Annotated in this window: 18 protein-coding genes; 15 read left to right on the top strand and 3 right to left on the bottom strand. The window is 56.6% G+C overall.

The genetic code is table 11. The features are described from left to right. Window position 1 precedes the first annotated feature (1 nt). The 8 genes from MXM41_RS15910 to MXM41_RS15875 all read left to right on the top strand — a co-directional run bounded on the left by MXM41_RS15910 (window position 2) and on the right by MXM41_RS15875 (window position 5,995). Complete coding sequence (locus tag MXM41_RS15910) at window positions 2-925, top strand: respiratory chain complex I subunit 1 family protein (protein ID WP_325933013.1); 924 nt, start codon at window positions 2-4, stop codon at window positions 923-925. A 15-nt stretch (window positions 926-940) separates the two neighbouring features. Then, window positions 941-2,650, top strand: coding sequence for a formate hydrogenlyase subunit HycE (gene hycE, locus MXM41_RS15905; protein ID WP_325933010.1), 1,710 nt, complete (start codon window positions 941-943; stop codon window positions 2,648-2,650). 9 nt (window positions 2,651-2,659) lie between these two features. Next, window positions 2,660-3,205 (top strand): formate hydrogenlyase complex iron-sulfur subunit, encoded by a 546-nt coding sequence (locus MXM41_RS15900; RefSeq protein ID WP_325933009.1) that lies wholly within the window; start codon window positions 2,660-2,662, stop codon window positions 3,203-3,205. Further along, window positions 3,202-3,966, top strand: coding sequence for an NADH-quinone oxidoreductase subunit B family protein (locus tag MXM41_RS15895; RefSeq protein ID WP_325933008.1), 765 nt, complete (start codon window positions 3,202-3,204; stop codon window positions 3,964-3,966). The genes MXM41_RS15900 and MXM41_RS15895 overlap by 4 nt, the downstream gene beginning before the upstream one ends. Continuing rightward, window positions 3,966-4,376 (top strand): formate hydrogenlyase maturation HycH family protein, encoded by a 411-nt coding sequence (locus MXM41_RS15890; protein ID WP_325933007.1) that lies wholly within the window; start codon window positions 3,966-3,968, stop codon window positions 4,374-4,376. The genes MXM41_RS15895 and MXM41_RS15890 overlap by 1 nt, the downstream gene beginning before the upstream one ends. Beyond that, on the top strand, window positions 4,369-4,824 hold the full coding sequence (hycI, locus tag MXM41_RS15885; RefSeq protein ID WP_325933006.1) for a hydrogenase maturation peptidase HycI: 456 nt from the start codon (window positions 4,369-4,371) through the stop codon (window positions 4,822-4,824). Before MXM41_RS15890 ends, hycI begins: the two co-directional genes overlap by 8 nt. A gap of 262 nt (window positions 4,825-5,086) precedes the next feature. Beyond that, window positions 5,087-5,419: a DUF1493 family protein gene (locus tag MXM41_RS15880; RefSeq protein WP_325933005.1), complete on the top strand. Its 333-nt coding sequence runs from the start codon at window positions 5,087-5,089 to the stop codon at window positions 5,417-5,419. A 168-nt stretch (window positions 5,420-5,587) separates the two neighbouring features. Continuing rightward, window positions 5,588-5,995: a cell envelope integrity TolA C-terminal domain-containing protein gene (locus MXM41_RS15875; protein WP_325933302.1), complete on the top strand. Its 408-nt coding sequence runs from the start codon at window positions 5,588-5,590 to the stop codon at window positions 5,993-5,995. A gap of 82 nt (window positions 5,996-6,077) precedes the next feature. Here MXM41_RS15875 and MXM41_RS15870 read toward each other — a convergent pair whose 3' ends face one another. After that, the gene (locus MXM41_RS15870) at window positions 6,078-7,928 is read right to left on the bottom strand and encodes an ATP-dependent nuclease (protein WP_325933004.1); all 1,851 of its coding nucleotides are present in this window, start codon (window positions 7,926-7,928) and stop codon (window positions 6,078-6,080) included. A gap of 347 nt (window positions 7,929-8,275) precedes the next feature. Continuing rightward, the gene (locus tag MXM41_RS15865; protein WP_325933301.1) at window positions 8,276-8,731 is read right to left on the bottom strand and encodes a hypothetical protein; all 456 of its coding nucleotides are present in this window, start codon (window positions 8,729-8,731) and stop codon (window positions 8,276-8,278) included. 595 nt (window positions 8,732-9,326) lie between these two features. On the opposite strand from MXM41_RS15865, the gene MXM41_RS15860 reads away from it, so the two are divergent. The 7 genes from MXM41_RS15860 (at window position 9,327) to fdhF (MXM41_RS15830) (ending at window position 19,159) form a co-directional block, all read left to right on the top strand. Next, window positions 9,327-10,016: a hypothetical protein gene (locus MXM41_RS15860; RefSeq protein ID WP_325933002.1), complete on the top strand. Its 690-nt coding sequence runs from the start codon at window positions 9,327-9,329 to the stop codon at window positions 10,014-10,016. A gap of 216 nt (window positions 10,017-10,232) precedes the next feature. After that, complete coding sequence (locus tag MXM41_RS15855; protein ID WP_325933001.1) at window positions 10,233-10,712, top strand: Hcp family type VI secretion system effector; 480 nt, start codon at window positions 10,233-10,235, stop codon at window positions 10,710-10,712. Window positions 10,713-10,870: 158 nt separating this feature from the next. Further along, the gene (gene hydN / locus MXM41_RS15850) at window positions 10,871-11,416 is read left to right on the top strand and encodes an electron transport protein HydN (protein WP_325933000.1); all 546 of its coding nucleotides are present in this window, start codon (window positions 10,871-10,873) and stop codon (window positions 11,414-11,416) included. A 37-nt stretch (window positions 11,417-11,453) separates the two neighbouring features. Next, window positions 11,454-13,604 carry a formate dehydrogenase subunit alpha gene (gene fdhF / locus MXM41_RS15845; protein WP_325932999.1) on the top strand — a complete coding sequence of 717 codons (2,151 nt, stop codon included), beginning with the start codon at window positions 11,454-11,456 and terminating at the stop codon, window positions 13,602-13,604. Continuing rightward, window positions 13,605-15,827 carry a carbamoyltransferase HypF gene (gene hypF, locus MXM41_RS15840; RefSeq protein WP_325932998.1) on the top strand — a complete coding sequence of 741 codons (2,223 nt, stop codon included), beginning with the start codon at window positions 13,605-13,607 and terminating at the stop codon, window positions 15,825-15,827. It abuts the gene before it with no gap. A gap of 20 nt (window positions 15,828-15,847) precedes the next feature. Beyond that, window positions 15,848-16,861 (top strand): HoxN/HupN/NixA family nickel/cobalt transporter, encoded by a 1,014-nt coding sequence (locus MXM41_RS15835; RefSeq protein ID WP_418936797.1) that lies wholly within the window; start codon window positions 15,848-15,850, stop codon window positions 16,859-16,861. A 150-nt stretch (window positions 16,862-17,011) separates the two neighbouring features. Beyond that, the gene (gene fdhF / locus MXM41_RS15830; protein ID WP_325932996.1) at window positions 17,012-19,159 is read left to right on the top strand and encodes a formate dehydrogenase subunit alpha; all 2,148 of its coding nucleotides are present in this window, start codon (window positions 17,012-17,014) and stop codon (window positions 19,157-19,159) included. Between the two features lie 407 nt (window positions 19,160-19,566). On the opposite strand, the gene MXM41_RS15825 is transcribed toward fdhF (MXM41_RS15830), so the two are convergent. Beyond that, window positions 19,567-19,786: hypothetical protein (locus MXM41_RS15825; RefSeq protein ID WP_325932994.1), on the bottom strand; the 220-nt coding region annotated here is incomplete at its 5' end.

Raw genomic sequence — 19,786 nt, 5'->3', positions numbered from 1 at the left:
CATGACTTTGATATACGCACTGATTCAGGCGCTGGTGCTGTTTGCCGCCGCGCCGCTGCTGGCTGGCATCACCCGCGTGGCGCGTGCCCGTCTGCATACCCGCCGCGGGCCGGACGTGTTCCAGGAGTATCGCGATCTGATCAAGCTGCTGGGCCGCCAGAGCGTGGCGCCCGCCGCCGCGGGCTGGGTGTTCCGCCTGATGCCGTTTGTGATGGTGGGCGTGATGTTCGCCATCGCCAGCGCGCTGCCGGTGATTACTCTGGCCTCGCCGCTACCGGCGCTGGGGGATCTCATTACCCTTATTTACCTCTTTGCCATCGCGCGCTTCTTCTTTGCCATCGCCGGGCTGGATACCGGCAGCCCGTTCACCGGGATCGGCGCCAGCCGTGAAGCGATGCTCGGGGTGCTGGTGGAGCCGATCCTGCTGCTCGGCCTGTGGGTTGCCGCCCAGGTGGCAGGCACCACCCACATCAGCGCCGTAACCGCGATGATCTACCACTGGCCCGCGGCGCACACCGTGACCCTTTTGCTGGCGATGTGCGCCTGCGCGTTTGCCACCTTTATCGAGATGGGCAAGCTGCCGTTTGACCTCGCCGAAGCGGAGCAGGAGCTGCAGGAAGGGCCGCTGTCGGAGTACAGCGGCGCGGGCTTCGCGCTGCTTAAGTGGGGCATCAGCCTGAAACAGCTGGTGGTGCTGCAGATGTTCGTCGGAGTGTTTATCCCCTGGGGGCAGATGACCCACTTCTCCGCAGGCGACCTGCTGCTGGCGGTGGTCATCGCTGTGGTCAAGCTGGTGGTGGGCGTGCTGGTGATTGCCCTGTTTGAGAACAGCATGGCGCGCCTGCGCTTCAACGCCACCTCACGTATTACCTGGGCCGGTTTTGGTCTGGCATTTTTAGCTTTCGTCTCCTTGCTGGCGGCGTGACTGTAGAGAATACCCATGTCTGAAGAAAAAGTTGGTCAACACTATCTCGCCGCACTGCATCAGGCCTTTCCTGGCGTGGTGCTGGATGAAGCCTGGCAGACCAAAGACCAGATCACCGTCACGGTGAAAATTAACTACCTGCCGGAAGTGGTGGAGTTCCTCTATTACAAACAGGGCGGCTGGCTGTCGGTGCTGTTCGGCAATGACGAACGTCAGCTCTGCGGCAGCTATGCCGTGTATTACGTGCTGTCGATGGAGCAGGGCACCCGCTGCTGGCTCACCGTGCGCGTGGAAGTGGACGCCGATAAGCCGGAGTTCCCGTCCGTCACCCCGCGCGTGCCTGCCGCCGTGTGGGGCGAGCGCGAAGTGCGCGACATGTACGGCCTGATCCCGGTCGGGCTGCCGGACGAGCGTCGCCTGGTGCTGCCGGATGACTGGCCGGATGAACTCTATCCGCTGCGTAAAGACAGCATGGATTACCGCCAGCGTCCGGCCCCGACCACCGACAAAGAGACCTATGAGTTCATCAACGAGCTCGGCGACAAGAAAAACAACGTGGTGCCCATTGGCCCGCTGCACGTGACCTCTGATGAGCCGGGCCACTTCCGCCTGTTCGTGGACGGCGAGAACATCATCGACGCCGACTATCGCCTGTTTTACGTCCATCGCGGCATGGAGAAGCTGGCCGAAACGCGGATGGGCTACAACGAAGTGACCTTCCTCTCCGACCGCGTCTGCGGCATCTGCGGCTTCGCCCACAGCACCGCCTACACCACCTCGGTGGAGAACGCGATGGGGATTGTGGTGCCGGAGCGCGCCCAGATGATCCGCGCCATCCTGCTGGAGGTGGAGCGTCTGCACTCGCACCTGCTCAACCTCGGCCTGGCCTGCCACTTCGTGGGCTTTGACTCCGGCTTTATGCAGTTCTTCCGCGTGCGCGAGACCTCCATGAAGATGGCGGAGATCCTCACCGGAGCGCGTAAAACCTACGGCCTGAACCTGATCGGCGGCATCCGTCGCGATCTGCTGAAAGAGGACATGATCGCCACCCGCCTGCTGGCGCAGCAGATGCGCCGCGAGGTGCAGGATCTGGTGGATATCCTGATGAGCACGCCGAACATCGAACAGCGCACCGTCGGCGTGGGGCGTCTCGACCCGCAGATCGCCCGCGACTTCAGCAACGTCGGGCCAATGGTGCGCGCCAGCGGCCACGCCCGCGACACCCGCGCCGATCACCCGTTTGTCGGCTATGGCCTGCTGCCGATGGAAGTGCACAGCGAGCAGGGCTGCGACGTGATTTCCCGCCTGAAGGTGCGTATCAACGAGGTCTTTACCGCCCTGAACATGATCGACTTTGGCCTCGACAACCTGCCGGGCGGCCCACTGATGGTGGAGGGCTTCACCTATATCCCGAACCGCTTTGCGCTGGGCTTTAGCGAAGCGCCGCGCGGGGATGATATCCACTGGAGCATGACCGGCGACAACCAGAAGCTCTGGCGCTGGCGCTGCCGGGCGGCCACCTACGCCAACTGGCCGACCCTGCGCTACATGCTGCGCGGCAACACCGTCTCCGACGCACCGCTGATTATCGGCAGCCTCGACCCGTGCTACTCCTGCACCGACCGCATGACGGTGGTGGACGTGCGCAAGAAGAAAAGCCAGGTGGTGCCGTACAAGGAGCTGGAACGCTACAGCATTGAACGCAAAAATTCGCCGCTGAAATAAGGACTTGCCATGTTTACCTTTATCAAAAAAGCGATCAAAACCGGCACGGTCACCGAGTCGTATCCCCTGCAGCCGATTGCGGTGGATAAAAATATGCGCGGCAAGCCGGAGCACGATCCACAGCAGTGTATCGGCTGCGCGGCCTGCGTGAACGCCTGCCCGTCCAACGCCCTGACGGTGGAGACGGATCTGCAGTTCGGCCAGCTGACCTGGCAGTTCAACCTCGGGCGCTGCATCTTCTGCGGACGTTGCGAAGAGGTCTGCCCGACCACCGCCATCAAGCTCTCTCAGGAGTACGAGCTGGCGGTATGGAGCAAAGCGGATTTCCTGCAGCAGTCGCGCTTTGATATCTGCCACTGCCGGGTGTGCAAACGCCCCTATGCGGTACAAAAAGAGATTGATTACGCGATCGCCCTGCTGCGCCACAACGGCGACAAGCGCGCCGAATCGCATCGCGAGAGTTTTGAAACCTGCCCGGACTGCAAGCGCCTGCAGGGGCTGACCCCGGCGGACAAAATCCAGCTGACCCGGGAAATGGAGGAAGCGACACGATGAGCGAACTGTTAGGGCCACGTAACGAGCAGGGGATGCCGGTGCCGGTGACGGTGGACGAGTCCATCGCCAGCATGAAGGCCTCGCTGCTGAAAAAAATTAAGCGCTCCGCCTACGTCTATCGCGTGGACTGCGGCGGCTGCAACGGCTGCGAGATTGAGATCTTCGCCACCCTGTCGCCCATCTTCGACACCGAGCGCTTTGGCATCAAGGTGGTGCCATCCCCGCGCCACGCCGATATTCTGCTGTTTACCGGGGCGGTGACCCGCGCCATGCGTTCCCCGGCGCTGCGGGCGTGGGAGTCGGCCCCCGATCCGAAGATCTGCATCTCCTACGGCGCCTGCGGCAACTCCGGCGGCATCTTCCACGACCTCTACTGCGTCTGGGGCGGCACCGACAAAATCGTCCCGGTGGATGTTTATATCCCTGGCTGCCCGCCGTCACCTGCCGCCACCCTGTACGGCTTTGCCATGGCCCTGGGGCTGCTGGAGCAAAAAATTCACGCCCGCGAGCCGGGCGCGCTGGACAACCAGCCTGCTGAACTGCTGCATCCTGAGATGGTGCAGCCTCTTAGAGTGCGCATCGACCGCGCTGCGCGCCGCCTGGCGGGCTACCGCTATGGCCGCCAGATCGCCGATGACTTTATGCGTCATCTGATCGAGGGCGACGAGAGCGTGGCCCGCTGGCTGGCAAACGAGAACGATCCGCGCCTGAACGAGATCGTCGCCAACCTCATTGAGGTGGTCGGGCAGGAGCGTGTGTGATGAGTGAGACGGTGGTATTCAGCCAGCTCAGCCGCAAGTTCATTGATGAAAATGACAACACACCTGCTGATGCCCAGCAGGTGATCTACTACGGGCTGGCCATCGGCCACCACCTGGGGGTGATCGACTGCCTGGAGGCGGCGCTCACCTGCCCGTGGGAGGCCTATCTGGCGTGGATCGCCACCCTGGAGGAGGGGAGCGAGGCGCGGCGCAAGATGGAGGGCGTGCCGCGCTACGGGGAGATTGTTATCGACAGTAACCATATTGTGATGCTGGCCAGCGCCTTCGACGCCGCGATGGCGCGGCAGACGGCGCAGCAGCAGGCGTGGAGCGAAGCCCTGCTCGTGATGCTCCACGCCATTCACCAGGAAAACGCCATCTACCTGATGGTGAGGAGGCAACGTGACTGATGTTTTACTCTGCGTCGGCAACAGCATGATGGGCGACGACGGCGCCGGTCCGCTGCTGGCCGGGATGTGCCGGGAAGCCCCGCGCGGCAACTGGGTGGTGTTCGACGGCGGCAGCGCCCCGGAAAACGACATCGTGGCGATCCGCGAGCAGCGCCCGGCGCGCCTGCTGATTGTGGATGCCACCGACATGGGGCTCAACCCCGGCGAGATTCGCCGCATCGACCCGGACGATATCGCCGAGATGTTTATGATGACGACCCACAATATGCCGCTGAACTACCTGGTGGATCAGCTGCGCGAAGATGTGGGGGAGGTGGTATTTTTGGGGATTCAACCGGATATTGTGGGGTTTTATTATCCGATGACGGAGAAGGTGAAGGGGGCGGTGGAAACCGTGTATCAAAGCCTGGCGGAGAGGGATGGGGTGCTGAGGTTTGGGGAGCTTTGAAGGGGTATTCTGTACGGATCTAAAAACTGAATAGCTGATATTTGCCGAAATCCACAGCGGAACACCAGCAGACCACCTTTAATCCCGAAGCCGCGTAAGCGGCTTTTTTATGCCTGCCGTATAAATCCAGCGCTACCTGACACAAAGATTATTCTGTCCAGTTCTGAGAATCTGGACACGTTCTGCCTTTCGGCATCAAATGGTGCTCTGTGTAATCCGCACTAAAGACCGTATTCAGTTCACATCTTTTTGACGCAAAAATATGACGATCGCTAATGAGGTACTTGAATTATTCAACAAAGAGATCTCGAAGGAACTCGACAATAACGGCAAAGAGGTAATGCTTGTACTGGATTCTGATTTATTTGACGTGCCAGGAGATGATCTACATTACGTTTTGATTAAGTATGAGCAGATATTCAACGTGGATCTGTCAAATGTGAAATGGCGTTACTATTTCCCCTGGCAGAATATTCCTCGGCTTAAACGATGGTTTGGTAACGTTAAACAGAAAGACGTTGAGGCAACCCGCTTATCACTTACTGTACGTATGTTCGCTGAATCTGCCGAAGCGGGTAAATGGTTATTTGATTAAGTTACGCCAGCAGGGTCTGGATATTGAGTTAATACCGTTCAGTTCTGCTGGCTGTTCGAAATATGAACAGTACAATCGGCGGCACCGGTCCGCAGTCTGGTAATGCGTAATGCCGAAAATAACGCGCCAGTAATGTTAAGGGGGCGCATGAGAGGAAGCGTTTACGACATGGGAGTACGCGAAATGCCAGGGAAGATGTTCTTAATTGCAGTGGTGGTCAGCCTGGCGGCAGGGTGTACGCCGTTACAGCCTTCGGGATGCCACAAAACCTCGGCAATAGGGAGTTGCAGTTCTGGCCGCTGGGACGATCAGGATGAGTGGGGCGCTCAGGCGCGAGGGATTAAAGCGGCGATAGAGGATGAAATCGCTGAGCCAGAACGCGGGAAGGGAAAGAAATGCAGGCTGCATATGGAATTTGCCCAAGATGGTAGGGCGTTAAAGGTATCTACAAGTGATGGCGACAAAGAGTATTGTGGGGCGGTGAAAGTGGCAGCCCAAAAAGCGACGTTCCCGGCGTTTACAAATCCGGAGGTATATCGGGATTTTCAGAAGATTGGGTTTGATATGCGGGGGTAGGTGGGTAATTAATTCTGGGATGTCCGCTTTGTGCCAACAGCGGACCTTAGCCTAGGAATATAGTTGTCTCTACATTAATAAATTAAGGAATGATGTTTGCTGGCTCTTCTGCTGGAATCACTTCTTCAGGTTGATCCACAACTTCTGCAATAGAGTTTAATTTGTCTCGAAGCCCTATTATTGTCTGGCGCAGAGGTTCTAACAATTCTGGTTCCCGATCTGCTTGTTGTACTATCCATTCAGCAAATGTATCTTTGCTTTCAGGAACTAGGGTGAGAATATGGTAATGTAAATGATCATCTCTTTCATTTATATAATCGACAATCTTCCCAAAATTATCGGGGAAAAATTCACTATGTGGTGTTTTTGTAACTGTCAAAAAACCTGCTGCTGATGCTCTATGCTTAACATCTGCCTTGAAAATATTCTCCAAACATCCCGGCCAAAAAGATTTTTCCACTCTACAATTGGCCATCAATTGTTGCAGTTCACTAATAAATGGCAATCGACACCAATAAACTTTATTTGAATTGTCTTGAATCCAAACTCCGCCATCACCTAATTTTTTATTTTTATAAAGCTCACGACCTTCTTTATCATTATCAACTAATGCAAAAACAGCTCGACCAGGCGCTAATGTTTGGATAATTTTACCATTACTTGCAAGAGCCTCCATTTTAGTTGTGCCTCCGCCAGATTCGAAAGTGAAAGGCATCTCACCTCCGACAAACAGCTCCCAAGCTTTTGCAAATACAGCTGCATCTGTGGCACCTTCAACAAAAACGATTGATGCGTTATGTTGTAATGATTTTTGTTCTAATGAAACTCTCAACTCTTTTGATTTTTCTATCTCTTCATGAGCCTGCTCTAGGTAACTGCTAATCACTGGAAGATGCGGAGTCTCACCCATTAACTCACTTGGAAGTTGTGTTGAATCTTTGGATAATTCTTTTACAACAGAGTTCAAACGCCCCATATGTTCATGCGTTTTAGAAACAAAATATTTGCTAACCCCATCATCTCTAAGTGAAAAAAAAGCGGGGCTGTGGCTAGTTAAGAATATTTGTTTGTTATTAGCTCTTCCTAGCTCTAGAAATGTTTTAGCTTCTTCAATAGCATTTGCCAGCTCTAAGGAATTTTCAGGTTCTTCAAAACCCCATATATGGTATTCCTTTGAACTATTGTCTGAGAGAAATGAAAGAATCTGAGGGATATGTCTAACCTGAATACCATCGCCGCGTTGCAAAGTCAAACTGTATGAATCACCTTCTTCTGAAGTAACTTCAAAATCCAAGGACTTAAATAAGTCAGTAAGATCTCTAGGTGTAGAAACAGAACTATTAATTTTAAGTGATGTTAAAAGCCCTTGAGTTAATTCTTGAGTTCTATTCCTTAGGGCTTCGGTGAAATTAATTAATGAGCCTGAAAATTCAGCGTGCTCAGAAATAACTTTGTAAATTTCCGCTTGAAGACCTTCAAATATCTTCCTGTCTTTTATTGCAGGAATGTAATGAAATTGTATTTTATTAAGAAACCTAGTTAAGTATTGCTGTAGATTAGGTTGAGTTATTGAGGAGTAAAATTTTGGCTCCTCTTGATTAGTAATGCTCCATTGTTTCTTAACCCAAAATGAGTCTCCTAACGATGCCCTCCAGTTTATTGGGGTTGTGAACCAAATCTTCACATAAACAAACTTTCTTATATCATTTTCCGGTGTTGCTTCTGAGCGGCGAGCATGTGAGAAATCACGTTCAAAACGAAAGGCTTGATTTGGATTTGTTTCATTTCTAAAAAATAAATTTAGAGCTCGCAAAACGTTGCTTTTCCCAGCGTCGTTTCTTCCAAAAATGACATTAGTCCCAGAACAATTATTTAAATCATCTTTATAAATAGAACGGAAATATGCAATCTCCACTTGCTTTATAAGTTTCATAAGTATCATCCTATTAAAAAAGACAGTTCATTTCGGCCTATACTACTTCCTCCCAAGGGAAGTTTATAGCAAAACCAACACAACCAAGCGATCTGATGAAGCAATCTTTAAGTGACTGATTGAACAGGACATGCTCTGAACTAACTATTCGATGTGTTGATGAATAAATCAACTTCCGCTCCTCGCTCTTAACAGACGTTGATTGTTCCTTATACACAACAATCGATGTTGTTGGTTGATAAAATTCCACCACCAGAGATCTAACGCCAGCCCCATCCTCAAACGCATTCAGGGGCTCGCCACAGCCCCCCTTTCACAGTCAGCCTTCACCGCAATTTCACCTGCACTCAATGCACGCTGATATACGGCTCCTTCACAAACTCATTCAGCAGCCAGACCAGATCATGCAGCAGTCCCGCCAGTTCCTTCTCTACGCTGGCGGGCAACGTTCCGCCCAAAATGGCCTGCACCAATGCCAGCGCATAATCCACCTGGGGAGCGGTATCCTGCCAGCAGTCGGGCATACAGGAGGTAAGTGTTTCCCCCTGAATCAAGTGCGCGAGAAGGTGTGGCGGGAGATCCGCATCGCAAAGTTCACGCAACTGGCGCAGGGCGTGCAGTAGACGTTCGCAGAGCGCAGTGCGAGATGATCTGTCGTCAGTTTCGATCAATACGCTCACCAGAGCGGCGCAACGATCGGCGGTCTCAAAGAGATCCGCAGCAGCAGAAAGCGGCGTAGTCAGGGAAGGGGGAATAACCTGTTCGTCAGATTGCGGGTAAGTCAGGGTTGGGATAGTAGTCATCATGACATCCTCTCTGTATTAATTGAATTAACCACCCTAAGAGTTCCTACGCTCGAAGGAGGTAGCACTGACGGAGGTAGGAATGCCGCCTACAGAGAAAACGGCCAGTCTCGCGACTGCTCCGCCAGTGCCACCGTGATTTTACGGGATATGCACTGTCGCGACATATAAATATCGCTCTGTAGAATACGGGTTCCTACGCCCGATTGCGGATGTGCCGCAACGCAGTCACTTTACGAGCCAAATTTCAGGATTAAAAGCCTTAACCTTGTATTCCATAGGGTTACTTTGAGGTTTGCGAGGCGCCTTCCAGAAAGGCCCTGCCGGGGCGCTTCGCTTGCCCGGCCTGGGATGCTAATACTACGGTTTATCATGAAAATGATATTCCTCCTTTTCAACGCCCGCAGCGGAAATATAAAACTATCATCTTTACTTATGTCGATGACCGCACCTATAAATTTTATAACAATTATCCAGAGCATTTAGATGTTCTCTTATAAGCATATTACTTACTAAATGTAATTTGCTTATTTACTCATCAACCATCACCTCTTATAATCGCCTTTGTGACTTAAGCTAAATTGCCAGGGCGGCTATGAACTATAACAATGACGTTATTAGCTATTTACAAGCAAATAATATTCTCGCGTTAAAGCTCGATCGTGCATTAACAGGCGTTAGAGAAGCGGTTTCCACGCAGGTTGAGACTATAGGCGCAGGTGCTAAACGTGCCCTTTATTACACATCCTGTTTTACTGATGATTATCAGGATGTTTGTAGAAACCAAAAGAATGAAGATGATCGTTTTGCAAATGGCGTTGTACAGGTCTTTCAGAACAATGATATTGCCTGTGAAATGCTTCGTATTTATTTCAATGATATATTTCAGTACAAAACGTCTGAGCAGTTAGAGAATATCAAGCGTAAGTTAATGGCGGTTAACGTTCATATTGCCGCAAATGCTCTCACCAGCGCAGGATTCGCGCTAGCGGTCGCTTACTGTGTCGCTATTGGTATGAACTTAAGTCTTGAAATGAGTGCGTCGGTTGGCGGTAAAGCCGGAGGGGTTGTTGCCGTTGTGGGTATGTATGGCGTCGTGCAGAAAGCGGCCGACAGTGCGCAACGTCTGAAATATATCTATCCAGCCTATTACGCAGCGTTGTACTCACGGGAGCTTGAAATGATGTATTTCCTGGTAGAACCATTATTTGAACGAGCCGGAGCATTCTCTCATTCAACATCGGATAGCGATATAGCTGATATCATCACTAAGATGATTAGTTAACCATGATTAATATAATATATAGAATATTCAGGCGGATATTTAAGTCTTTACTCTCTTACTATGGTCCGTCCATTTTAACAATTTTGTTCGCATTGGTGCTGATACATTTTTTTCCAAACGGTCCTTTATGGCCTATACCTGTGTTTTTTTTAGTTGTTCTAATTTTCATTAAGTGGTAAAGCTCAATTTAAATTTTTGAAATAATAAGGACGTTATATGTCGACACCCGCCCATTTATGGCTTGAAGATGAAAATGGCTCTCCAGTTGTAGGTGGCTGCATTATGCCGCTACGGTTAGGCTCAATTGAGCTTAAGTCGTTCTCCCACGGTGTCACCATTCCGGTGGATCCGAATCTGGGAAAGCTTACCGGGACGCGTGTCCATCGCCCCGTCACTATAGTAAAAGAGTTCGATCGGACCACGCCGCTTCTTTATCGTGCAGTATGTGAAGGAAGAACGATGAAGAAAGCCACAATTAAGATGTACCGAATCATTGATTCAGGTATTGAGGCTGAATATTTTAATATCATTCTGGAGAATGTGAAATTTACAACTGTTGCACCCTATCTGGCTCCGAATGGAATGAGTAGCACTCATCTTGAAACGCTGGAGTTACGTTACGAGGCGATCACCTGGAAATATACCGATGGGAATATTATCTACCGTGACTCATGGAATGATCGATGCTGTGCATGAGCGAGTTCATCATTCTAAGCGAAACGCCAAACTGTCATCGTCACTTCTGACGATGACATCAACACCTCACACTAAAATCCTTTTAATTCAAGCAGATAATTTTTGGCTCGATTTATGCATACCTCCGGCAAGATTACAATCATTCCCGGAGATTAAGGATGAATCGCTTTATCATTGCCGATGCCAGCAAATGCATCGGCTGTCGTACCTGTGAGGTGGCCTGCGTCGTTTCCCACCACGACACCCAGGACTGCGCCTCGCTGACCCCGCAGAACTTCCTGCCGCGCATTCACGTCATCAAAGGCGTGAACGTCTCCACCGCCACCATGTGCCGCCAGTGTGAAGATGCCCCCTGTGCCACCGTCTGCCCGAACGGGGCGATCACCCGCGATAACGATTTTGTGCACGTCCACCAGGAGCGCTGCATCGGTTGCAAAACCTGCGTGGTCGCCTGTCCTTACGGCGCGATGGAAGTGGTGCTGCGTCCGGTTGTGCGCAGCATTGGCGCGGGGCTGAACGTGATGTCGGAGAAGGCCGAAGCCAACAAGTGCGATCTCTGCTATCACCAGCCGGACGGCCCGGCCTGCGTTCAGGCGTGCCCGACCAACGCCATTGTCTGCATCGACAGACAAAAACTTGAGCAGCTGAGCCAGGAGAAACGCCGTCGGGCGGCTCTGGACAACGTTTCTTCCATGATGCTGTAACCATTTTCTCTTTTCACTTTTAGCAGGTCTGTTACTGATGAAAAAAATCACCAGCGTTTGCCCTTACTGCGGTGCGGGCTGCAAGTTAAAACTCGTCGTTGAGAACAACAAAATCGTCCGCGCCGAAGCGGCAGAGGGCGTCACCAACCAGAACCAGCTGTGCCTGAAGGGCTATTACGGCTGGGACTTTCTCAACGACACCCGCATCCTGACCCCGCGCCTCACGCAGCCGATGATCCGCTACCAGAAGGGCGGCAAATTTGTGCCGGTCTCCTGGGAGGAGGCCATTCGCTACACCGCGAAGCGGCTGGGAGAGATCAAAGCCAGGTACGGTTCGCGGGCCATCATGACCACCGGCTCGTCGCGCGGAACGGGGAACGAAACCAACTACGTGATGCAGAAGTTTGCCCGCGGGGTGCTCAACACCAACAACGTCGACTGCTGCGCCCGGGTGTGTCACGGCCCGAGCGTGGCCGGGTTGCAGGAGACGCTCGGCAACGGGGCGATGAGCAACTCCATCAGCGATATCGAGCACTCAAAGTGCCTGCTGATCTTCGGCTACAACTGTGCCGACTCGCACCCCATTGTCGCCCGGCGGGTGATCAAGGCGAAACAGCACGGCGCGAAGGTGATCGTCTGCGATCCGCGCAAAATCGAGACCGCACGCATCGCCGACCGCCATCTGCAGATCAACAACGGCTGCAATATGGCGCTGGTGAACGCCTTCATTTATACGCTACTGGAGGAGAACCTCTACAACAGCGACTACGTGGCGCGCTACACCGACGGGCTGGAAAGGCTGCGTGAAACGGTGCGCGACTACGCCCCGGAAAACGTCGAGAGCATAACCGGTGTTACCGCGACGCAGATCCGCCAGGCGATGCGCATTTACGCCGCCGCGCCGTCCGCCACCGTGATGTGGGGGATGGGCGTCACCCAGTTCGGGCAGGCGGTGGACGTGGTGAAAGGGCTCTCGACGCTGGCGCTGCTCACCGGCAACCTCGGGCGCGAACACTGCGGCGTCGGCCCGGTGCGCGGCCAGAACAACGTCCAGGGTGCCTGCGACATGGGCGTCATTCCCAACCAGTTCCCCGGCTATCAGGATGTGACCGATCCGCAGGTGCGGGAGAAATTCGCCCGGGCGTGGGGCGTCGATCCTGCGCGGATGGATGACCAGGTGGGGGTGCGCATCACCGAAGTGCCGCACCTCGCCCTGGAAGGGAAGGTGAAAGCCTATTACATCATGGGGGAAGATCCGCTCCAGACCGAGGCGGACCTGGGCCTGGTGCGCAAAGGCTTTGCGGCCCTCGACTTTGTGGTGGTGCAGGACATCTTCATGACCAAAACCGCCGAGGCGGCGGACGTGCTGCTGCCCGCCACCTCCTGGGGCGAACACGGCGGGGTCTTTACCTGCGCCGACCGCGGCTTCCAGCGCTTTGAAAAAGCCGTTGAGCCAAAAGGCAACGTCAAGCGCGACTGGGAGATCGTCAGCCTGATCGCCACAGAGATGGGCTACCCGATGCACTATCGTGACAACCAGCAGATCTGGGACGAGATGCGCGCGCTCTGCCCGCTGTTCTACGGCGTCACCTGGGAAAAAATGGGCGAGCTGGGGCACGTTCAGTGGCCATGCCCGACCCTCGACCATCCGGGCACGCCGTGGCTTTACGAAAATAACCGCTTCGATACGCCAAACGGCAAAGGTCAGCTGTTTGCCGCCCCGTGGCGCCAGCCTGCGGAGGTGCCTGACGCAGAGTACCCGCTGGTGCTCTGCACCGTGCGCGAGGTGGGGCACTACTCCTGTCGCTCCATGACCGGCAACTGCGCCGCGCTCCAGGCGCTGGCGGACGAGCCGGGCTTCGTGCAGATGAACCCGCAGGATGCCGCAAAACTGGGCGTTCAGGATCGCCAGCTGGTGTGGGTCAGCTCCCGTCGCGGGAAGGTGATCAGCCGGGCGGACGTCAACGAGCGCATCAATCAGGGGGCGGTGTATATGACTTATCAGTGGTGGATCGGTGCCTGTAACGAGCTGACCCAGGACAACCTCGACCCGGTCTCAAAAACGCCGGAAACCAAATACTGCGCCGTCAAAATCGACGCCATCGCCGATCAGCCCTGGGCGGAACGCTACGCCCAGACCACCTATCGCGACATGAAAACCCGCCTGCGAGAGGCGGTGGAGAGTTAAATGAGTACAAAGGGCACGCAGGTGCGCATTCGCGGCAAAGTTCAGGGGGTGGGGTTCCGCCCCTGGGTCTGGCAGGTGGCGCAGCGGCTGGGGCTTCAGGGCGACGTCTGCAACGACGGGGCAGGGGTGGAGGTGCGCCTCGTCGGTGAGGCGCAGGCGTTTATCCGCCAGCTTGCCGTCGGCTGCCCGCCGCTGGCGCGTATCGACGACATCCAGCAGCAGCCCTGGCAGTGGGCGCAGCCCCCGGTGGAGTTTACCATTCGTGCCAGCGCCCACAGCCAGATGACCACTCAGGTGGTGCCGGATGCCGCCACCTGTCCGGCGTGTCTGGCGGAGATGAACGACCCGCGCGAGCGCCGCTATCGCTACCCCTTTATCAACTGCACCCACTGCGGGCCGCGCTTCACCATTATCCGGGCGATGCCCTACGACCGCCCGGCCACCACCATGGCGGGGTTTACGCTCTGTCCGGCCTGCGGGGCGGAGTACCGCAACCCGGCGGACCGGCGCTTTCACGCCCAGCCGGTGGCCTGCCCGGAATGCGGGCCGCAGGTAAGCTGGGTATGCGGCGAGGAGCACGAGGAGCGGGAAGCCGCCCTGGCTGCTGCCGTGGCGCTGCTGAAACAGGGCGGGATCGTGGCGATAAAAGGGCTGGGTGGCTTTCACCTGGCCTGCGATGCGCAAAACGCCGCGGCGGTAAACCGGCTGCGGGAACGTAAGCGCCGCCCGACCAAACCGCTGGCGGTGATGATCCCCGCGCGTCTGGCGGCGTGGCTGCCTGACGGGGTGCAGGCGCTGCTGCGCTCCCCGGCCGCGCCGGTGGTGCTGGTGGCAAAACACACACTGTTCTGCGAGGCCATCGCCCCCGGGCTTAACGAGGTGGGGGTGATGCTGGCCGCCAACCCGCTCCAGCATCTGCTGATGCAGGATCTGGATCGCCCGCTGGTGATGACCTCCGGCAACCTCAACGGCTGCCCGCCTGCGCTCACCAACGAGCAGGCCCTGCGCGATCTCGACGGGATCGCCGACGGCTGGCTGCTGCATAACCGCGATATCGTCCAGCGGATGGACGACTCCGTAATGCGCGCCAGCGGCGAAATGCTGCGCCGCGCCAGAGGTTTTGTGCCGGACGCGCTGCCGCTGCCGCCCGGTTTTGAGAATGTGCCTTCGCTGCTCTGCCTCGGTGCGGATCGCAAAAATACCTTCTGCCTGGTGCGCGGCGACCAGGCGGTGCTGAGCCAGCATCTGGGGGATCTGCATGATGAGGATGCGCAGACGCAGTGGCAGCAGGCCCTGACGGCCATTCAGGCCATCTGGCAGTTTACCCCCGGGCGGGTGGTGACCGACGCCCATCCCGGCTATCGCTCCACGCAGCTCGGCCAGCAGATGCCGTACCCGCAGCATCAGGTGCTGCATCACCACGCGCACGCCGCGGCCTGCATGGCGGAACACCGCTGGCCGCGGGACGCGGGGGATGTGGTAGCCCTGGTGCTGGACGGCATTGGCCAGGGGGAAAACGGCGCGCTGTGGGGCGGGGAGTGCCTGCGGGTGAACTACCGCACCTGCGAAAAGCTGGGGGGACTGCCGGCGGTGGCGCTGCCCGGCGGCGATCTGGCGGCGCGCCAGCCCTGGCGCAACCTGCTGGCCCAGTGGCAGAAGTTTGTCCCGGAATGGCCGACGCTGCCGCAGGCCGCACTGCTCGAGAATAAACCCTGGCAACCCCTGGCCCGGGCCATCGAACGCGGGATCAATGCCCCGCTGGCGTCGTCCGCCGGGCGGCTGTTCGATGCCATAGCCGCGGCGCTCAACTGCGCCCCGGAACAGATTAGCTACGAAGGGGAGGCCGCCTGTCGGCTGGAGGCGCTGGCCCTGAGCGCCGTGCCGCAGAGCCATCCGGTCACGATGCCGGTGCGTGACGGCGAGCTGGATATGGCCACCTTCTGGCGGCAGTGGCTGGGCTGGCAGGCGCCGGACAACGCGCGGGCGTGGGCCTTTCACGACGCGCTGGCCAGAGGGCTGGCGACGCTTGTGGGCGAGCAGGCCCGGCGGCTGGAAATTTCAACCGTTGTGTGCAGCGGCGGGGTGATGCACAACCGCCTGCTGCGGGAACGCCTGCAGTGCTGGCTGAGCGATTTTACCGTGCTGTTTCCCGGGCGGCTTCCCGCCGGTGACGGGGCGGTGGCATTTGGGCAGGCAGTGATTGCCGCCGCGACTTTTCTTTAAATCTGGATCTGACTATGTACATGAAATATTTCAATAACCATCCTAAAGCTATTGCGCTGATGCTGGCGTTAATCGCCACCAATATCCTTGCCTGGGGGGTGGCGTTTTACCTCTTTCACGCCACGCCGTCGCTGCTGGCGGCCAGCCTGCTGGCCTGGTGCTACGGCCTGCGTCACGCGGTGGATGCCGACCACATTGCCGCCATTGATAACGTCACCCGTAAGATGATGCAGCAGGGTAAACGCCCCAGCGGCGTGGGGGCCTGGTTCTCGCTGGGGCACTCGACGATTGTGGTGCTGGCTTCCATTGCCATCGCCGCCACCGCCACGGCGTTCAGCCGCAATATGGAATGGTTCCACGAAACCGGCGGTACCATCGGCACGGCGGTCTCTGCCTTCTTCCTGCTGGCGATGGCGCTGGTGAACCTGGTTATTTTGCGCGACGTCTGGGGCAGCTTTAACAAAATGAAGCGCGGCGAAAGCGTGCCGGAAGAGGTGTCGTTTGCCCACGGCGGGGTGATGAACTGGCTGTTCCGCTCGGCGTTTCGCCTGGTGACCCGCAGCTGGCACATGTATCTGGTTGGCTTCCTGTTTGGCCTCGGGTTTGATACCGCGACCGAGATCGGGGTGCTGGGGATCTCCGCGGCGGGTGCCTCCAGCGGCATGTCGGTGTGGGCGATCATGGTATTCCCGCTGCTGTTCACCAGCGGCATGGCGCTGATCGACACTCTCGACAACCTGATTATGGTGGGCGCGTACGGCTGGGCCTTTAACAAGCCGCAGCGCAAGCTTTACTACAACATGACCATTACCGGCACCTCGGTGGTGGTGGCGCTGTTTATCGGCGGGCTGGAGGCGCTGGGCCTGCTGGCGGATAAGCTGGGCCTTGAGGGCGGCTTGTGGAATGGCGTTGCGGCGCTGAACGACAACCTGGGCAACGCCGGGTTTATCGTGGTCGGGCTGTTTGTCGCCTGCTGGATTATCTCGCTGATTAACTACCGCTTTAAAGGCTACGATGCCCTGGTGGTACGCTAACGTCATCCCTGTCCGTTCGTCATGACACTTTTGACGAACGGACGCCTTCCCGCCATTTATCCATCTGTTTTTCAATAGCTTAATTTTAATTTTCAGGCTGGCATAGTTAATGCATACCGCTGGGGACATATTACCAACGGAGTAACACCGATGAAGAAAGTCGTCACGGTTTGCCCCTATTGCGCATCGGGTTGCAAAATCAACCTGGTGGTCAATAACGGCAAAGTCGTCAAGGCTGAAGCAGCCCAGGGTAAAACCAACCAGGGCGATCTCTGCCTGAAGGGGTATTACGGCTGGGATTTTATCAACGACACCAAAATCCTCACCCCGCGCCTGAAGTCACCGATGATCCGTCGCGAGCGCGGCGGCAAGCTGGAGGCCGTCTCCTGGGACGAAGCGCTGGATTACGTCGCCACTAAACTCAACGCGATTAAAGCCGCACATGGCCCGGACGCGATCATGACCACCGGGTCATCCCGCGGTACCGGGAATGAAACCAACTACATCATGCAAAAATTTGCCCGCGCGGCAGTCGGCACCAATAACGTCGACTGCTGCGCGCGCGTCTGACACGGCCCATCGGTTGCAGGTCTGCACCAGTCGGTCGGTAACGGCGCTATGAGCAACTCCATTGTCGGCATTGAAAAAGCGGACATGGTCTTTATTTTTGGCTACAACCCGGCGGATTCCCACCCTATCGTGGCGAACCGCGTGATCAAGGCCAAACGCAACGGGGCGAAGATTATCGTCTGCGATCCGCGCAAAATTGAAACCGCGCGCATTGCCGATATGCATCTGGCCCTGAAAAACGGCTCCAACATCGCGCTGCTTAACGCGATGGGGCACGTGATTATCGAAGAACAGCTGTACGACCGCGCGTTTGTGGCGGCACGTACCGAGGGCTTCGAAGAGTATCGCAAGATCGTCGAGGGCTATACGCCGGAATCGGTCGAGGAGATCACCGGCGTGAGCGCGGCGGAGATCCGCCAGGCGGCGCGGATGTACGCGGCGGCAGAAAACGCGGCGATCCTCTGGGGTATGGGCGTGACCCAGTTCTACCAGGGCGTTGAAACCGTGCGCTCCCTCACCAGCCTGGCGCTGCTCACCGGCAACCTCGGCAAGCCGTACGCGGGGGTAAACCCGGTGCGCGGGCAGAACAACGTGCAGGGTGCCTGTGATATGGGGGCGCTGCCGGACACCTATCCGGGCTATCAGTACATCAATGACCCGGAAAACCGGGCCAAGTTTGCCAAAGCCTGGGGCGTGGATTCACTGCCGGCCCATACCGGGTATCGCATCAGCGAGCTGCCTCACCGGGTGGGCCACGGGGAAGTGCGCGCGGCTTACATCATGGGGGAAGATCCGCTCCAGACGGATGCCGAACTCTCTGCGGTGCGTAAGGCGTTTGAGGGGCTGGAGCTGGTCATTGTGCAGGATATCTTTATGACCAAGACCGCCGCCGCTGCCGATGTGATCCTGCCGTCCACCTCCTGGGGTGAGCACGAAGGGGTTTACACCGCCGCCGACCGCGGTTTCCAGCGCTTCTTTAAGGCGGTGGAGCCGAAGTGGGATCTGAAAACCGACTGGCAGATCATCAGCGAAATTGCCACGCGGATGGGCTACCCGATGCACTATGACAACACGCAGCAGATCTGGGACGAGCTGCGTCATCTGTGCCCGGATTTCTATGGTGCCACCTACGAGAAGATGGGCGAGCTGGGCTATATCCAGTGGCCGTGCCGGGACGAGTCCGAAGCCGATCAGGGGACGGATTACCTGTTTGAGAAGGAGTTCTCCACCCCGAACGGGCTGGGGCAGCTCTACACCTGCGACTGGGTTGCGCCGATCGACAAGCTGACGGAGGAGTATCCGCTGGTGCTCTCGACCGTACGTGAAGTGGGCCATTACTCGTGCCGTTCGATGACCGGGAACTGTGCGGCGCTGGCGGCGCTGGCCGATGAGCCGGGTTATGCGCAGATCAACACCGCGGATGCGGCGCGTCTGGGCATTGAGGACGAAGCGCTGGTGTGGGTGACGTCGCGTAAAGGCAAAGTCATTACGCGTGCGCAGGTGAGCGATCGTCCGAACAAGGGTGCGGTCTATATGACCTACCAGTGGTGGATTGGGGCCTGTAATGAGCTGGTGACGGAGAACCTGAGCCCGATTACCAAAACGCCGGAGTATAAGTATTGCGCCGTGCGCGTGGAGCCGATTGCTGACCAGCAGGCTGCGGAACAGTATGTGATTGATGAGTATCATAAGCTGAAGAAGCATCTCAGGGAGATGGCGGTAGGGTGATGGGGGGATGGTGTAGGCCCGTGCAAGCGTAGTGCCGCCGGGCGGGGTTGATCCCCTCTCCCCTTTGGGTTGAGGGATCCCCACAAAAAATACTGGCACGGTCGGCTCCCTCTCCCCTTTGGGGAGAGGGTTGGGGTGAGGGGAACATGCGGCTGCGGTGGGGGTTCCGTTCACCTTACGTTCGCTGCTTCTCTGTAAACCACGTCACCGGTGAACGTGCCAGGGGGGCTCGCCGCCTCCCCCCTGGCAACCCCGGCTCCCGGCCAGGAAAATCGCCGCTTCGCGGTGGCCCTCAGCTTATTCCCTCCGGCTATCGGGTCGGGGGCGATCCTGGATCCCTGTAGGTCGCCCCCTCTCGGCGCATCCCTGCGCCTCGCCCCGGCCTGCGGTCAACGCTTCGGCGATTTTCAGCCGGACACGGGCGTCGCTGTAAGTCTCTTATTCTTATTGAGTTTCATTGTTGCTTTGATTTTTTGCGAGGCGGCTTCTGAGAAGGGATCCCCCACAAAAAATACTGGCACGGTCGGCTCCCTCTCCCCTTTGGGGAGAGGGTTGGGGTGAGGGGAACATGCGGCTGCGGTGGGGGTTCCGTTCACCTTACGTTCGCTGCTTCTCTGTAAACCACGT

The organism is Leclercia adecarboxylata (assembly GCF_035787115.1).
Taxonomy (GTDB): domain Bacteria; phylum Pseudomonadota; class Gammaproteobacteria; order Enterobacterales; family Enterobacteriaceae; genus Enterobacter; species Enterobacter adecarboxylatus_E.
Note: the sequence above shows the minus strand (reverse complement) of the source record. Positions and strands in the feature narration are given on the sequence as shown.

Bases quoted from the DNA above. Each gene is read 5' to 3' on its own strand.
- MXM41_RS15910 (WP_325933013.1), top strand. From the start codon at position 2: ATGACTTTGATATACGCACTGATTCAGGCGCTGGTGCTGTTTGCCGCC.
- hycE (WP_325933010.1), top strand. From the start codon at position 941: ATGTCTGAAGAAAAAGTTGGTCAACACTATCTCGCCGCACTGCATCAG.
- MXM41_RS15900 (WP_325933009.1), top strand. From the start codon at position 2,660: ATGTTTACCTTTATCAAAAAAGCGATCAAAACCGGCACGGTCACCGAG.
- MXM41_RS15895 (WP_325933008.1), top strand. From the start codon at position 3,202: ATGAGCGAACTGTTAGGGCCACGTAACGAGCAGGGGATGCCGGTGCCG.
- MXM41_RS15890 (WP_325933007.1), top strand. From the start codon at position 3,966: ATGAGTGAGACGGTGGTATTCAGCCAGCTCAGCCGCAAGTTCATTGAT.
- MXM41_RS15880 (WP_325933005.1), top strand. From the start codon at position 5,087: ATGACGATCGCTAATGAGGTACTTGAATTATTCAACAAAGAGATCTCG.
- MXM41_RS15875 (WP_325933302.1), top strand. From the start codon at position 5,588: ATGGGAGTACGCGAAATGCCAGGGAAGATGTTCTTAATTGCAGTGGTG.
- MXM41_RS15870 (WP_325933004.1), bottom strand. From the start codon at position 7,928: ATGAAACTTATAAAGCAAGTGGAGATTGCATATTTCCGTTCTATTTAT.
- MXM41_RS15865 (WP_325933301.1), bottom strand. From the start codon at position 8,731: ATGACTACTATCCCAACCCTGACTTACCCGCAATCTGACGAACAGGTT.
- MXM41_RS15860 (WP_325933002.1), top strand. From the start codon at position 9,327: ATGAACTATAACAATGACGTTATTAGCTATTTACAAGCAAATAATATT.
- MXM41_RS15855 (WP_325933001.1), top strand. From the start codon at position 10,233: ATGTCGACACCCGCCCATTTATGGCTTGAAGATGAAAATGGCTCTCCA.
- hydN (WP_325933000.1), top strand. From the start codon at position 10,871: ATGAATCGCTTTATCATTGCCGATGCCAGCAAATGCATCGGCTGTCGT.
- fdhF (WP_325932999.1), top strand. From the start codon at position 11,454: ATGAAAAAAATCACCAGCGTTTGCCCTTACTGCGGTGCGGGCTGCAAG.
- hypF (WP_325932998.1), top strand. From the start codon at position 13,605: ATGAGTACAAAGGGCACGCAGGTGCGCATTCGCGGCAAAGTTCAGGGG.
- MXM41_RS15835 (WP_418936797.1), top strand. From the start codon at position 15,848: ATGAAATATTTCAATAACCATCCTAAAGCTATTGCGCTGATGCTGGCG.